The sequence below is a fragment of the Methylobacterium fujisawaense genome (genome assembly GCF_014138435.1).
In the GTDB taxonomy this organism is placed as follows: domain Bacteria; phylum Pseudomonadota; class Alphaproteobacteria; order Rhizobiales; family Beijerinckiaceae; genus Methylobacterium; species Methylobacterium fujisawaense.
On sequence record NZ_JACJIM010000004.1, the window covers coordinates 1 to 14,709 of the forward strand.

At 74.3% G+C, this 14,709-nt stretch carries 13 protein-coding genes; 7 read left to right on the forward strand and 6 right to left on the reverse strand.

Annotation, left to right across the window (positions count from 1 at the left end; genetic code table 11):
* The coding region (locus GGQ91_RS12720; protein WP_182592148.1) for a glycosyltransferase at positions 1-3,047 on the reverse strand (3,047 nt) is incomplete at its 3' end.
* A 330-nt stretch (positions 3,048-3,377) separates the two neighbouring features.
* Here GGQ91_RS12720 and GGQ91_RS12725 point away from each other — a divergent pair.
* The 4 genes from GGQ91_RS12725 (at position 3,378) to GGQ91_RS12740 (ending at position 6,959) form a co-directional block, all read left to right on the forward strand.
* Entirely contained in the window at positions 3,378-4,010 is a 633-nt protein-coding gene (locus GGQ91_RS12725; RefSeq protein ID WP_182592149.1) for a PadR family transcriptional regulator, read from the forward strand.
* 30 nt (positions 4,011-4,040) lie between these two features.
* Complete coding sequence (locus GGQ91_RS12730) at positions 4,041-4,958, forward strand: glycosyltransferase family protein (RefSeq protein WP_182592150.1); 918 nt, start codon at positions 4,041-4,043, stop codon at positions 4,956-4,958.
* Positions 4,955-5,911, forward strand: coding sequence for a glycosyltransferase family 2 protein (locus tag GGQ91_RS12735; protein ID WP_043379762.1), 957 nt, complete (start codon positions 4,955-4,957; stop codon positions 5,909-5,911). Before GGQ91_RS12730 ends, GGQ91_RS12735 begins: the two co-directional genes overlap by 4 nt.
* A gap of 124 nt (positions 5,912-6,035) precedes the next feature.
* Positions 6,036-6,959, forward strand: coding sequence for a hypothetical protein (locus GGQ91_RS12740; RefSeq protein WP_182592151.1), 924 nt, complete (start codon positions 6,036-6,038; stop codon positions 6,957-6,959).
* 9 nt (positions 6,960-6,968) lie between these two features.
* Here the strand turns inward: GGQ91_RS12740 and rutD are convergent, their stop codons facing one another.
* The 4 genes from rutD to rutA all read right to left on the reverse strand — a co-directional run bounded on the left by rutD (position 6,969) and on the right by rutA (position 10,125).
* Positions 6,969-7,769, reverse strand: a complete 801-nt coding sequence (gene rutD / locus GGQ91_RS12745; RefSeq protein WP_053608220.1) for a pyrimidine utilization protein D — start codon at positions 7,767-7,769, stop codon at positions 6,969-6,971.
* Positions 7,769-8,155 (reverse strand): pyrimidine utilization protein C, encoded by a 387-nt coding sequence (gene rutC / locus GGQ91_RS12750; protein WP_043756735.1) that lies wholly within the window; start codon positions 8,153-8,155, stop codon positions 7,769-7,771. Before rutC ends, rutD begins: the two co-directional genes overlap by 1 nt.
* Before the next feature lie 114 nt (positions 8,156-8,269).
* The gene (gene rutB, locus GGQ91_RS12755) at positions 8,270-9,031 is read right to left on the reverse strand and encodes a pyrimidine utilization protein B (protein ID WP_182592152.1); all 762 of its coding nucleotides are present in this window, start codon (positions 9,029-9,031) and stop codon (positions 8,270-8,272) included.
* On the reverse strand, positions 9,031-10,125 hold the full coding sequence (rutA, locus tag GGQ91_RS12760) for a pyrimidine utilization protein A (RefSeq protein ID WP_182592339.1): 1,095 nt from the start codon (positions 10,123-10,125) through the stop codon (positions 9,031-9,033). Before rutA ends, rutB begins: the two co-directional genes overlap by 1 nt.
* A gap of 494 nt (positions 10,126-10,619) precedes the next feature.
* On the opposite strand from rutA, the gene GGQ91_RS12765 reads away from it, so the two are divergent.
* Entirely contained in the window at positions 10,620-11,033 is a 414-nt protein-coding gene (locus GGQ91_RS12765; protein WP_043352578.1) for a DUF4864 domain-containing protein, read from the forward strand.
* A gap of 42 nt (positions 11,034-11,075) precedes the next feature.
* Here GGQ91_RS12765 and GGQ91_RS12770 read toward each other — a convergent pair whose 3' ends face one another.
* Positions 11,076-11,414: a hypothetical protein gene (locus tag GGQ91_RS12770; protein ID WP_043379745.1), complete on the reverse strand. Its 339-nt coding sequence runs from the start codon at positions 11,412-11,414 to the stop codon at positions 11,076-11,078.
* Positions 11,415-11,624: 210 nt separating this feature from the next.
* Here GGQ91_RS12770 and thrC point away from each other — a divergent pair, with 210 nt between their 5' ends.
* Together thrC and GGQ91_RS12780 are read left to right on the forward strand one after the other, a co-directional pair.
* Entirely contained in the window at positions 11,625-13,037 is a 1,413-nt protein-coding gene (thrC, locus tag GGQ91_RS12775) for a threonine synthase (RefSeq protein WP_182592153.1), read from the forward strand.
* Positions 13,038-13,212: 175 nt separating this feature from the next.
* Complete coding sequence (locus GGQ91_RS12780) at positions 13,213-14,508, forward strand: M16 family metallopeptidase (protein ID WP_043379741.1); 1,296 nt, start codon at positions 13,213-13,215, stop codon at positions 14,506-14,508.
* Positions 14,509-14,709: the final 201 nt, after the last annotated feature.

Genomic DNA, 14,709 nt, shown 5'->3' on the forward strand with positions numbered 1-14,709 from the left:
CGCGCCGCCGCCCAGCGCAGCCCCGCCAGCGAGTGCACGTGGATCAGGACCGGCGCCAGCTCTGCGATGAAGCCGGCGAGTTCGTCCGCGTCCCGCGGCAGGTACAGGCTGTCGAGGTTGGGCAGGTACAGGAATTCGGGGCTGCGGTAGGCGACGTGGACCTCGAGGTTGCGGGTCCGGTCGATCTGCAGGAGCACGACGCTCAGGCCCTCGGCCCGGGCCTGGGCGACCATGTCGTCGATGTGCCGCTGGATGCCCCCGCCCCAGGAATGGGTCACGTACAGGAGCGCCCGGCCGGCGAAGTGCCGGGCCAGCCGCGCCCGGTCGAGCCGCGCCCGCCCGCGCCGGCCGGGATCGGCCTGGACGAACTGGCCGACCCGGGCCGGGTAGTCGGGGTGCTTGGCCAGCAGGGCCGCCTGGCCCTGGACGTACTCGCCGCCCTCGTCGAGCCCGAACGAGATCTGGCCGGCATGGTAGACGAACACGTCCTCGGCGAGCAGGTTGACGAAGCCCGCCTTGATGGCGCGCAGGCACCAGTCGTTCTCCTCGCCGTAGCCCTTGCCGAAGGCCTCGGCGTCGAGGGTGCCGACGGCGTCGAGCGCGGCGGCGGTCATGTACATGCAGAAGCCGACGCCGGTGGGCACGGGCACGGCGTGGCCGCGGTTGACCTGCGCGGCCATGCGGTCGAGATCGGCGCGGTCGATCTCCAGCGGCATGGTGTTGTTGGCGTTGAAGCGCGGGTAGGAGCAGATCGTGGCGTTGTTGGACAGCGGCGTGACGCTGCCCACGCGCAGCCCCGCCCCGGGTTCGGCCCTGGGGGCGGCCCCGGGTTCGGCCTCGGGTTCGACCTTGGGTTCTGCGTGGGCGACGAGCCGGTCGAGCCAGTCGCCGAAGACCTGCGCGTCGGAATTGAGCAGGACGACGGCGCGGCCCTGGCGCAGGCCGAGGGCGCGGTTGACCGAGCGGACGAAGCCGAGGTTGCGTTCGTTCTCGACGAGGTGGAACAGGCCGCGGCCGGCGAGCCGGGCGAGGTCTGCGGTGAGCTCCGGGTCGGGGGAGCGGTCGTTGACGGCGAGCAGGGTGAAGGGCGTGGCCTGGGGCTGGGACAGGCAGGCGTGGAGGGCGCGCAGGGTCTCGCCGCGGCCCTTGTAGACCGGGACGATCACGACGACCCGGGCCTGGTCGATGGGCAGGGCCCGGGGCAGGCGGTCCCATGCGTCGGGCGCGGGGGCCTCCATGGGCGGATAGGTGCCGAGATCCTCGGGGGCGGTCATCAGCCCGGCGGCCCGGCCCGTGCGCACGTAGTGCAGGAACGGCGACTCCCCCGCACCCAGGAGATGGCCGTAGGTCTCCCTGTAGAACGCGATGGAGAAGGTCGCGCTCGGATCGCGCCCCTCGTGCTGGCCGTAGGCGACGAAATGAGCGAGCGGTCCGCCGGGGGCGTCGGCGGCGTCGGGGTTGCGCTTGGCGTAGAAGGCGGCGTCGAAGAACGGCGCGATCAGGCGGGCCTCGTTGGCCAGCGCCGCCGCCCGCGAATCCGGCGTGCCGTAGCGGGGGTGGAAGGCACCGGCCGAGATGTCGGCGCCGTGCAGGAGGGCCGTGGCGAGGACGTGAACGAGGGGCGCCAGCCCGGTCTCGCGCACCCCGGGATGCGCGTCGCAATAGGCCTGTCCGTCGAAATCCGGCCTGGGGTTGCGGCCGTTCCGCCAGCCGGTGTCGCAATAGTCGCGCACGGCGTCGTCCGCCTCTGACAGCCCGTAGCGCGCCCGGTAGAAGCCGTGGTCGAAATGCCCCGCCACCAGCCGCGCCTGCAGGTCCAGGAGCCCGTCCCGGTCGCAGGCCGCCTGCCCGATCGCCCCCAGCCAGCCCGTATCGGCGATCGGCGCCCGCGCCGGGCGCAGGCCGCAGACGCCCAGCAGCGCGGCCAGCGTCGAGCGCCCGGGCCCCGGGTCGCGCAGCTCCCGCCAGCCCGCCTCGGCGAAGTGCAGGTACGGCTCCCGCCCGCCCACGTCCGGGTAGGTCGCCCGGTACCAGTCCGCATCCACCGCCGGCAGGTTCAGCCGGTGCGGCTCGGCGAACGGCGCGCCCCCGGACAGCCGGGTCTCGGCCACGTAGCGGAAGAACGGGTCGTCGCCGACCGCCCGGCTGCCCGCGCGGGCCTGCACGAAGCCGGCCGGGTCGAAGTCCGGCCGCGGGCTGACCCGCGCCCGCCAGCCCTCCGCCACGTAGTGGCGCAGCAGCGCGGCGTCCGAGGCCCCGGCCAGCGCCTCGGCCTGGGGGCCGGGCAGGCGCTGCCGGTAATGGGCGGCGTCGAAGTAGGGGGCGAGGGTCTCCATCCGCAGGGCCAGCGCCGCGTCCGGGTCGGGCCGGGCGGGTCCGCCGTTGCGGACGTAGTGCACCAGCGGGTTCTGGGTGGCGAAGGTGAGGCCGCGGGTGAGGCAGTAGGCCAGGGTGTCGAACTGCGGTGCCGGCTCGCGGCCCTCGCGCCAGCCGGAGGCCATGTAGTGGTCGACCGGATCGACGCCGGCGGCGGCGAGGTCGGGGTTGTTGGCCAGGTAGAAGGCCCCGTCCACGAGGCGGCGGGCGAGGCGCTCGGCCTGGGCCGTGTCGGGCTTGGGCAGGCGCGCGCCGGCTGCCCCGCCCGCGCCGCTGCCCTCGCCGCCACCCTCGCCGCCGGCCCGGGCGCGCCGGCGCGTGAGGGCGTGCAGGAACGGGTTGATGCCGGCCCGGGCGAGGTAGGGGCGGTCGGCGAGGTAGGCGGCGGAGTCGAAGTCGGGGCGCGGGTCGCGGCCCTCGCGCCAGCCGTGGACGAGGTAGTCGCGCACCGGATCGGCCGTGATCCCGTACCAGCTCGCGTAGAAGGCCGCGTCGACATGCGGGGCGAGGGCGCCGATCAGGCGCGCCTCGAGATCCGCACCGGTCGCCGCACCGGCCCAGCGGCGGTGCAGCGCCGCCGGCTTGGCCAGCGGATCGCGCAGCCGGCCGAGGCGGCGCCGCATCCGCGTCAGGGCCGAGGTCCGGCCGGTCCCGTCGGAGCCGCGGCGCATCTTAGGACTCTGCGGAGGGGCGTTCGCCGCGGGCCGTCACGAGGCGCGGCATCCATCGGCCGCCCGCCGGGCGGGCGCGGTCGAGGCGCGGGGCTCTGATCGGGTCATGGGCGGCAGCTGGCGGGCAGCGTCGGGGGCGCAAGGCGGCGCGGGAGCGGTCATCCTGTCGGACACCTGTCGCACTAACGGAACCGGCGGAATCCGTAAACCGTGGGTCGCCGGCACCGTCCGCCCAGGATGGCGGCGTCGCGGGTCGGAGGCAGGCGCCTTGCGGGCATCCGGTTTTCGATATATCTTATATTTAGACATATCGAAATCGAGTCGAAAATCATGCACCCACACCGCCCGGATGTCCTGCACGCCGATCCCTTCGATGCCTTCCGCGTCCGTGCCCATCGCGGCCCGATGGGGGCCGATCCCCGCGGGCGGCACAGTCCGCACGGCCACCACGGTCGCGGACCCGGGGAGCGCCGGATGTTCGGCCGGGGCGGCCGGGGCGACCTCGCGCGCTTCTTCGCCCACGGCGACCTGCGCCTCGTCATCCTGCACCTGATCGCCGAGAAGCCGCGTCACGGCTACGAGATCATCAAGGCGATCGAGGAGCGGGTCGGGGGCGCCTACAGCCCGAGCCCCGGGACGGTCTACCCGACGCTCACCCTGCTGGAGGAGCTCGGGCACGTCACGGTCACCCCCGGGGAGGGCACCAAGCGGCTGCACACGATCACGCCGGAGGGGCAGTCCGTCCTGGACGGCAACCGCCCGGTCCTCGACGCGATCCTCGCCCGGATGGCGGAGGCCGAGGCCGCCCGGGGCGACGGTCCGCCGCCCTCGGTGGTGCGCGCTCAGGAGGGTCTGAAGCTCGCCCTGCAGATGCGGCTCGCCCGTGGTCCGCTCAGCGCCGAGCAGGCCGCCGCCGTCACGGCCGCGCTGGAGGCGGCGACCGCCGCGGTGGAACAGGCGTGAGGGATCGCGATCGCCGCCGGGACGCGACCGGTGCCTGACCCGCGGCTCAGCCGCCTCGTGCTCGGGGTCACCCTGTTCCGGCCGGGTCCGGAACAGGTGGAGCGCCTGTGCGCCCTGGCCTCGGCCGGCTTCGCGGCGGTGATCGCCTTCGACAATGGCGGCCTCCCCGCCGGGGCGGCGGAGCGCCTCGCCCGGGCCGGCGTCACGCTGCTGTCGGAGGGGACAAATCTCGGCATCGCCGAGGCGCTCAACCGGATCGCCGCGGCCGCCCAGGCCGCGGGCGCCGGGGCCCTCCTCCTCCTCGACCAGGATGCCGAACCGCCCGGAGATCTCGCCGCCGCGCTGCTGACGGCCCAGGACCGGCTGCGGGCGGCCGGGATCCCGGCGGCGGTGGTGGGCCCGGCCCCGGCACCGGCGCCGGGCCACAAGGCGCCCGCCTACCCGCCCCGTCCCGGCGCGCCGGGGCATGGCGACCTCGCCCCGGTGCAGTTCCTGGCGACTTCGGGCTCGCTCGTCGACCTCGCCGCCTTCGCCCGGGTCGGGCCCTTCCGCGGCGACTTCTTCATCGACGGGGTCGAGCTCGAATGGTGCTTTCGCGCCTGGAGCCTCGGCTACGGCTGCTACCAGACCCGCGCCGTCGCGATCCCGCACCGCGTCGGCGGCGGGACGATCCGGGCCTTCGGGATCGCGATGCCGCGCCAGCCCCTGTTCCGCATGGGGACCTATCTGCGCAACGCGATCTACGCGTGGCGGCTGCCGCACGTGCCGCTGCGCTGGAAGCTCGCCCAGGCCGCCTACCTGCCGCTCCAGGCCGGGCTGTACTGGGCGGATTCGGGCTGGCGGCCCGCCGTGCTGCTCAGGCTCCTCGCGGCCGCCCGCGACGGCGCCCTCGGGCGCCTCGGGCCGCCCCGGGATCTGCCCAGAGATGAGCCGAGAGATCTGCCGTGACCGACCGCCCTGCCCTCGACGTGGTGATCGTCAACTGGAACGGCGGCGGGCTGCTGCGCGCCTGCCTCGCGAGCCTCGCGGCCGCGCAGGACGCCGCGGCCGTGCAGGTCACCGTGGTGGACAACGCCTCGACGGACGGCTCCATCGAGACCCTGCCCGCCCTGCCCCGCCCGCTCCGGCTGATCCGGAACGCCACGAATCTCGGCTTCGGCCGGGCCTGCGACCAGGGCGCCGCCGCCGGCGACGCCCCCGCGATCCTGTTCCTCAACCCGGACACGCAGGTCGCGCCCGACGCGCTCAGCGTGGCTCTGGCCGCGCTGATGGCCGACCCGCGGACCGGGATCGTCGGCGCGCGCCTCGTCGAACCCGACGGGCGGACCGCGCGCTCCTGCGCCCGGACCCCCTCGGCGCTGGGCCTCCTCGGCCGCGCCCTGGCGCTGGACCGCCTCGGCCTCCTGCGGCCGCACTTCCTCCTCGAATGGGACCATGCCGCGGACCGCGCCGTCGACCAGGTGATGGGCGCCTTCCTGATGATCCGCCGCGACCTGTTCCGGATGCTCGGCGGCTTCGACCCGCGCTTCTTCGTCTACTGGGAGGATGCCGACCTCTGCGCCCGAACCCGGGCGGCGGGCTTTTCCGTGCGGCACGTGGCCGGGGCGGTCGCCCGCCATCTCGGCCAGGGCACGACCCGGCAGGTGCGGGCGCGGCGGCTGTTCTACTTCCTGCGCAGCCAGATCCTCTATGCCGGCAAGCACCACGGCGTCGCCGCGGCCCTCGCCCTGACGGCGGCGAGCTTCGGCGCGCAGGTGCCCCTGCGGCTCGCCCTGGCCCTCGCCCGCCGCTCCCCCGGGGAGGCCGCGGAGGTCCTGCGGGCGGCGGGCCTCCTGGCCGCGGCGCTGCCGGGGCTCGTGCCGGACCTCCTGGGGTCCGCGCGCGCGCGGGCCGCCGGCTGAGCGGGATGGCGATGCCGCACGCGACCCGAAGCGCCCTCCGCGCATCCCCGGTCACATCCGCCGTCATATCCGCCTGCCGCCTCATCGGCCGGGCCGGGGCCGCGGCGCCGCACCGGATGCGGCCGTGAACCTGACCTTCGCCGGGGACGGCCGGTTCTGGGCCTGCGCCTTCCTGGGCCTCGGCCTGCCGGTCTGCCTCGCGCTGGCGTGGGTCGGTCAGCCCGGCGAGACCCCGTCCGCCCTCGATGCCTTCGTCCGGCTCGCCCGCATCGCCGCGTTCCTGAGCCTGGGTGTCGCCGCCCTGGCCGTGGCGACCCGGGGACGGGCCGCGCTGTTCGCGCTGCTGTGCTGGCCGGCCTCCCTCGCGGCCGCCTCCGGTCCGGACGGGCTCGTCCTCGCGCTGGCGGCCCTCGCCGCCGCGCTGCTCAGCCCCCGGCCGATGACGGGCCGGTACAGGCCGGCGCGCCTCGCCGGAGCGACGCTGGCGATCGCCCTGGTGGTGCTGGCGCGGCCGGCCTGCGCCCCCCTCGCCGGGATGCTGCTGGTGCCGTTCCCGCCGCCGGGACGGCTTGCCCGCACCTGCCGGGAGCGGCTGCCCCTCGCCGCACTCGCCCTCTTGCCGGCCCTTCTGCCGGCCCTCTCGGCTGCGAGCCTCGGGACGCCGCACCCCGCCGGAGCCGGGCACGGGCCCATGGCCCTGCCCGTCCCGCTGCCCGGTTTCCTCTCCGGGCTCTGGGCCGTCGCGCTGCTGGTGCCGCTGGTCGCGCTGCGGCGCGGCCCCCTGCCCCCGCGGGCGGAGCGGCTGTGGCTCTCGGGGGGCGCGCTGCTCGGCCTCTGGCTGATGGTGGGGGCGCAGGCCCTCGCCCCGGCAGGCGGCCCCGGCGGGCTGCAGATCCGAGACCTCCTGCCGCTGGCGCCGATGCCAATTCTGGCCTTCGCCCGGGGGCGGATCGGCACCGCGGCGGCCCTGCGCTGGCCGGCCCTGCTCCCGGTGCTGGCCGCCGCTCTCGACGCGGTGGCGCTGCCGATGATCGCGCTGCGGCCGTAGGAGAAACGCTCAGTCCCGGTCGAGGAAGTCCAAGAGTGCCCGGTTGAACGCCTCGGGCCGGGTGACGCTGTGGGCGTGGCCGCCGTCGGGGGCGAGGGCGAGCCGGGCCTTGGGCAGCGCCGCCGCCAGCCGCTCGGACCGCGTGTAGGGCACCAGCACGTCGTCCCGGGCCGCCATCACCAGGGTCTCGTGGCCGATCGATCCGAGACGCTCCGCCACCGTGAAGCGCTCCAGGGCGGCGATGCGCGCCAGCACGGTCTCGGCGCCGGGGAAATGCGCCAGCGCCTGCGCCTCGTCGTGGGCGACGCGCTCGGCCTGCGCGGAGAGCCAGGGCGCCGGGTACAGGAAGATCGCCTGGGCCCGCACGAAGGCCTCCGGGCCGCCCCCCGCCAGGATCGCCCGGCGGGCCGCGAAGCAGCGGCGCGTGGCCGGGTCCAGGGCGTCCCAGCCGTTGATCACCACGATCCGCCCGACCCGGTCGGGCGCGTCCAGCGCCATCTGGAGGGCGATCAGGCCGCCCAGGGCGTGGCCGACCACGTCCGCCCGATCGATCCCGGCTTCGTCCAGCACCGCGCACGCGTCCCGCGCCATGGCGGGGATGTCGTGGTCCGGCCCGAGGGGGCCGGGCGAGCGCCCGGTGCCGCGATGATCGTAGGTGACGACCCGGAACCGCGCGGTCAGGGCCGCCATCTGCGGCGCGAAATAGCCGGCCCCGCCGCCGAGCCCCGGCGAGAGCAGCACCGGCCGCCCGTCCGCCGGGCCCGCCACCGCGTGATGGAGGGAGGCCGCCCCCGCCGCGCGCCTGGCCATCAGCGGCCGATATGGGCGACGGAGGCGATCTCCACGCGGGCCTCGGGCTTCACGAGGCCGCACTGAATGCAGTAGCGCGCCGGTTTCTCGCCCGGAAAATACTCCGCGTAGACGGCGTTGATCGCCGCATAGTCGGCCCAGTCCGCCAGGAAGACGTGGTTGAAGGTGACGTCGGCCATCGTGCCGCCCGCGGCCTCCACCACACCCTTGATGGTCTCCAGCACGTGGCGGGTCTGGGCCGCCGCATCGCCGACATGGACCACCTGGGCATCCGCATCCAGCGGCAGCGTGCCCGAGACGTACAGGACCCCGTCGGCCAGCGTGCCCGGCACGTAGGGGGCCAGCGGCTTGCCGGTTCCCGGCGGTATCACGACCTGCTTGGGCATTCCCCTGCGCCTCCCGCACGCGACCTGTCGGCCGGCCCTTGCAGGCTGCGCGGGAGGCCGCAGCGCGGCGGCGTTCGGGCACCCTGCCGGTCACCGGCCGGGTGCGCGATGCACTTATCCGGCCAGATCGACGCCCGCAGCGTCAACCGCAGCGGGTGAAGGCGCCCCGAGGGCCCCCTCGAAGGCGGGGACGTCCGAGACCCAGCCGAAGAAGGTCTCGATATTGGCGAGCGCCGCGTGGTGCAGGCTCTCCGGCCCGGCCTGGTGCGTGGCGTCGGCCAGCACGATCCCGAAATACTCCCGGTGGAACCCGTCCCGCAGGGTCGACTCGACGCAGACGTTGGTAGCGATGCCGGTGAAGACCAGCGTGGTCACGCCCCGGGCCCGCAGGGTGCTGTCGAGGGGCGTGTTGTAGAAACCGCTGTAGCGCGGCTTGCCCATCACGATATCGCCGGGCTCCGGCCTCAGGGCGTCCACCAGCGCGTAGTCCCAGGATCCCTTGGCGAGAAGCTGCGTGTTCGCTTCAGGATTCCGGCGCATCGTCTTGAGGGCGTTGGATTTGTGCCAGTTCGGCGAGCCCGGGCCTCCGGCCTCGACATAGGCCGGGTCCCAGCCGTTCTGGAACCACAGGACCGGGATGCCGGCGGCCCGGGCCGCCGCCACCGCCCGGGCGATCCGGGCGATCACCGGGCCCGTGCCAGACACGTCGAAGCCGGCCCGGTCGAGATAGCCGCCCGGGCTGGCATAGGCGTTCTGGACGTCCACGACGATCAGGACCGTGGTCGCGGGATCGAAGGCGATCGGCTCCGGGCGGGCCGGCAGGATGACGCCGCCGTGGCGGCCGTTCGGGTCGCGATATCCGGCGGGGGCGTCCATCAGGCCACCTCGGGCAGCGGCGCCGCCGTCACGTGCCGGCGCGACCGCATCAGCGGCTGGATCCGCGTCCCGAACGCGTCGAGGCCCTTGAGGAAGTCGTCGAAGACCAGCAGCACGCCCTCCACCCCGTCGATGGTCATGACGGCGTCGAGCATCGCGGCCACGCCGGCGTAGCTGCCCACCAGGGTGCCCATGTTGAGGTTCACCGCCGAGGCCGGGTCGGCGAGCTGGCGCACGTTGGTGTCGCCGCCGGACTTGGTGTCGGCCGCGCCCTGGAGGCCGAGCCACGCGATCGCCTCGGAATCCGCACCCGCCTTGTAGTGCGCCCAGGTGGCCATCGCCGCCTCGTCGGTCTCGTCGGCGATGATCATGAACAGGGCGAAGGCCGTCACCCGCCGCCCGGTCCGCGCGCTGGCTTCCGCCAGCTTCTCCACCACGGGGGCGAAGGCGGTCGGCGTGTTGAGCCCCTTCCCCAAGCAGAAATTGTAGTCCGCGTACTGGGCCGTGAAGGCCAGGCCGGCGCCGCTCTGGCCGGCGCAGATGATCTTCATGGGGGCCTGCGGACGGGGGCTCAGCCGGCAATCGTTCATCTGGAAGAACGCGCCCTTGCGGTCGCTGACACCCGTCTCCCACAGATCGCGCAGAATCTGAGCATACTCCGCTAAATATTCGTAACGCTTGGCAAAATACTCATCCCCGGGCCAGAGGCCCATCTGGTCGTATTCCGGCTTCTGCCAGCCGGTGATGAGGTTCAGGCCGAAGCGCCCGTCCGAGATCGAATCGATGGTCGCGGCCATGCGGGCGACGAGGGCGGGCGGCAGGCACAGGGTCGCCGCGGTGGCGAACAGCCGGATCCGGGTGGTGACGGCGGCGAGCCCCGCCATCAGGGTGAAGGATTCGAGGTTGTGGTCCCAGAACTCGGTCCTGCCGCCGAAGCCGCGCAGCTTGATCATCGACAGGGCGAAGTCGAGGCCGTAGCCCTCCGCCTTCAGGGTGACCGCCTTGTTGAGCGCGAAGCTCGGGCGGTACTGCGGGGCGTTCTCCGAGAGCAGCCAGCCGTTGTTGCCGATCGGAATGAACACCCCGACGCTCATGGCCGGCCCGGCTCCGGGCGCCGGCCCCGCTCCGGGCACCGGCCCGGCTCCGGGCACCGGCCCGGCTCCACGGTCCGGAGCGGCCGCGTCCGGGATCGCGTCCGGGATCGCGTCCGGGATCGCGTCCAAGGGCGGCCCGGTTCGGGGGCCGGCGCGATCGTCCGCATGGCTCTGCATCATCGTCCCACGCTCCGTCCGGTCGGTTCCGCCGGAACCGAGTCGACGCGCGGAGGCTCGCAAAACCGCGGCGGAGGGTCAAACCCGCGGCGCCCGTGCGGCGCGAAAATGCCTATCTTTCCAGCGGCTTGCACAACTGAGGCGCGATGTCTGCTCAACCCGTGCGCGCGTCCCGTCCGGCCGCGCCGACCCGCCGAGACAAGCTTTCGTGCGGCAAGATTACCGGCGATGTCGGGCATCGATTGCCGTCGACGGAGCGGAGACCATCTTCACACGACAATGATAAATCTCGATCCGACCCTGCCGGAGTGACATCGATGCGCGTGTGGCCCGTCCTGCTCCTCGTCCTCGGCCTCGCGGGACCGGCGGTGGCCGACGAGGCGGCGCGCGCGGCGGCCCGGGCGGTGATCGCCAAGCAGGAGCAGGCGCTGGGCCGCGACGACGCGCAGACCGCCTACGAGCAGGCCGCGCCGGGGATCCGGGACCTGTTCCCGAATGCCGACCTGTTCATCGGCATGGTCCGGAACCAGTATCGTCCGGTCTACCGCCACCGCAGCTTCGTGTTCGGCGAGGCGCGGGACACGGACGAGGCGGGCGTGGTCCAGTCGGTGGCGATCCAGGACGAGTACGGCATCGACTGGACGGCCGAGTACAGCCTCGCCCGGGACGCGGACGGGCAGTGGCGCATCACCGGCTGCCGCCTGGTCAAGGCACCCGGCGCGCGCGCCTGAGGGGTGCCCGCCACCGTCGCGGCGGGCACGGGCCTGTCGGCCTCAGGGCCGGAACGCCGCGAGCCTGTCGAGCATCTGCAGGGCGACGTCGGCGCAGGCCTTCGTCGAATCGTCGTCGGCGCATTTCACGTCGAGGCGCGCGTCGCCGCGCTCCAGCACGATATGGGCGGCCCGCGACGGGGGTGGCGGCGGCGGAGGTGGCGGCGGGGGCCCGTCGGGCCCGGGGCCGCGCCTCGGGTCGCCGGGCGGCGGCGGCGGGGGTGGCGCGCCGGCCTCGGGGCCGGGCCGCGGGCCGCCGGGCGGCGGCGGTGGGGCCTGCGCGAAGGCGGCGGTGCCGCACAGCAGCGCCGCGGCACCCGCAAGGGCGATGAGTCGGGTCATGTCGGCTCTCTCCGAGGCTCGATCCGCCCCGCCGGCTGGGGCGCCGCGGGGTGCGCCGGCTCTAGGGCGTGCCCAGGAAACCGGCCCTGAACCGGCCCGTTCAGCCCCGGTTAAAGGCCGGCCCCCCCGGGCGGACCGGCCGCGTCGTCCGGAGCTTTCGACAGGCCCGCCCGCATCGTGTAGAGGGAGCGCCTTCCCTCGGAGGACCCTGTGCTCCACGTCTCGACTCGCGGCGCGGCCGCGCCGCTCTCCTTCTCGGACGCGCTCCTGGCGGGCTTGGCCCGCGACGGCGGGCTCTACGTGCCGCAGACCTGGCCGCAGATCGGCCGTCCGGAGATCGCCGCCCTGGCGGGCCGCCCCTACGCGGAGGCCGCCAAGTGCGTGCTGCGCCCGCTGATCGACGGCGACATCGCCGGTCCGGACCTCGACCGGATGATCGACGCGGCCTACGCGACGTTCCGCCACCCGGCGGTCTGCCCGCTGACCCAGCTCGACGACAACCTGTTCCTGCTGGAGCTCTTCCACGGGCCGACGCTCGCCTTCAAGGACGTGGCGATGCAGCTGCTCGGGCGGCTCATGGACCACGTGCTGACCCAGCGCGGCGCCCGTGCCACCATCGTGGGCGCGACCTCGGGCGATACCGGCTCGGCCGCCGTGGAGGCCTTCGGCGGCCTCGACCGGGTCGACGTGTTCATCCTCTACCCGCACGGGCGGGTCTCGGAGGTCCAGCGGCGGCAGATGACCTCGGTGCCGGCGCAGAACGTCCACGCGCTGGCCGTCGACGGCACGTTCGACGATTGCCAGAACCTCGTCAAAGCCCTGTTCCAGCACGCCGATTTCGCCGACGCGGTGCGGCTGTCTGGCGTCAACTCGATCAATTGGGCCCGGGTCGCCGCGCAGGCGGTCTACTACTTCACCAGCGCGGTGGCGCTGGGCTCGCCGCACCGCCCGGTCTCCTTCGCGGTGCCCACCGGCAATTTCGGCGACGTGCTCGCCGGCTGGGTCGCCAAGCAGATGGGCCTGCCGGTCGGGCGGCTGATGATCGGCACCAACGCCAACGACATCCTGGTGCGCACCCTGGAGCACGGCGCCTACGAGCTGCGCGGGGTCGTTCCCACCACCTCGCCCTCCATGGACATCCAGATCTCGTCGAACTTCGAGCGCCTGCTGTTCGAGGCGCTGGGGCGCGATTCCTCCTCCCTGTCGCGGCTGATGGCGGGGCTGAAGCAGTCCGGCGGGTTCTCGCTGAGCCCCGAGGTTCTCGCCACGGTCCGCTCGGACTTCGACGCCGTCGCGGTGCCGGAGCCTGACGTGATGGAAGAAATCGCCCTGACCCAGGCCGCCACCGGAGTGGTGCTCGACCCCCACAGCGCCATCGGCGTGCGGGCCGGGCGGCGGCTCCTGGAGCAGGATCCGGCGACCCCCGTGGTGGCGCTCGCCACCGCGCATCCCGCCAAATTCCCGGACGCGGTCGCCAAGGCCACGGGCGGCCTGCGCCCCGCCCTGCCCCCGCACCTCGCCGACCTGATGGACCGGCCCGAGCGCCTGACCCGGGTGGCCAACGACCAGGCCGCTCTGGAGACGCTCATCCGCGAGCGCGCCCGCATCACGAGGGGGGCGTGAGCGTTGCCCGGGGCGCGCGCCGCGCGCCCTCTCCCGTGCGGGAGAGGGGCGGGGTGAGGGGCGTGCCCGTTCCGGAGGTTTCTCCGCCCTCACCCGGCTCTCTGCGAGCGCAGACCGCTCCCGCACGGGAGAGGCGACCCGCGCCCGATCCGGCCCCCTTCGCGACGAGCCGTCGATGAACCAGCACTTCTCCACGCACGCCGCCTCGCCGTCCCTGCGCACCACGCGGCTCGACAACGGCGTCACGGTGGTCACCGAGCCGATGCCCGGGGTCGCCACCGCCAGCCTCGGCGTCTGGGTCGGGGCCGGCTCGCGCAACGAGCGCGCCGACGAGGCCGGCCTGTCCCACCTCATCGAGCACATGGCGTTCAAGGGGACGCGGACGCGCTCGGCGCAGAAGATCGCCGAGGAGATCGAGAATGTCGGCGGCGAGATCAACGCCGCCACCTCCACGGAGGGGACGAGCTACACCGCCCGGGTCCTGGGCGAGGATGCCGGCCTCGCCCTGGACGTGATCGGCGACATCCTCACCGATTCGGTGTTCGACGCGGGCGAGCTCGCCCGGGAGAAGGGCGTGATCCTGCAGGAATACGCCGCCGTCGAGGACACCCCCGACGACGTGGTCTACGACGCGTTCACGGAGGCCGCCTTCCCGGACCAGCCGGTCGGCCGGCCGATCCTCGGGCGGCCCGAGACGATCCGGAGCTTCGACGAGGCCGGCATCCGCGCCTATCTCGACCGGGAATACACGCCGGACCGCATCGTCGTCGCCGGCGCCGGGGCCGTGACCCACGAGGCGATCGTGGCGGCGGCCGAGCGCCATTTCGGGGGGCGGCCCGCCAAATCCGCCCCCGCCTCCGTGCCGGGCGTCTACGGCGGCGGCGAGCGGCGGATGCCGCGCAAGCTCGAGCAGGCCAACGTGGTGATCGGCCTGCCGGGCCTCTCCTTCCGGGACGACCGCTACTACGCGCTGCACATGTTCGCGCAGGTGCTGGGCGGCGGCCTGACCTCGCGGCTCTGGCAGGAGGTGCGCGAGACCCGCGGCCTCGCCTACGAGATCCAGGCCTTCCACTGGCCCTTCTCGGATTGCGGCCTGTTCGGGATCGGCGCCGGCACCGCCGGGGCGGACCTGCCCGAACTCGTCGACGTGACGCTGGCGGCCACCGCCCGGGCGGCCCGCGACCTCGACGCCGTCGAGATCGCCCGCGCCAAGGCGCAGCTCAAGGTCTCGCTGCTCTCGGCGCTGGAGACGCCGGGCGGGCGCATCGAGCGCAACGCCCGCCAGATCCTGGCCTGGGGCCGGGTGATCCCCGCCGGAGAGGTGATCGACAAGGTCGACGCCGTCACGGTGGCGGATGTCCGGGCCGCGGCGGCCGCGATGCTGCAGGGCACGCCGACGCTGGCGGCGATCGGCCCGATCCGCAAGCTGCCCGCCCTCGACAAGATCGCAGGTGCGCTCCGAGCGGCCTGAGAGGCGGTCGGATCTCCGCGAACAGGGATCCGGCTCCCCCGCATCCCGAGGCGCCCGCCGACGCGGGCACCGCAGGCTGCGGGGGCGTGTGGAATGGACCGGTTCCGAGATGCTCAGAATCCTGCCGCGGAGCCGCCCCCCGCCCCGCCCAACTTGATTTGGCCGCAAAGGGGCGCGATCCGCGGGCGGTGGACCGGCCCC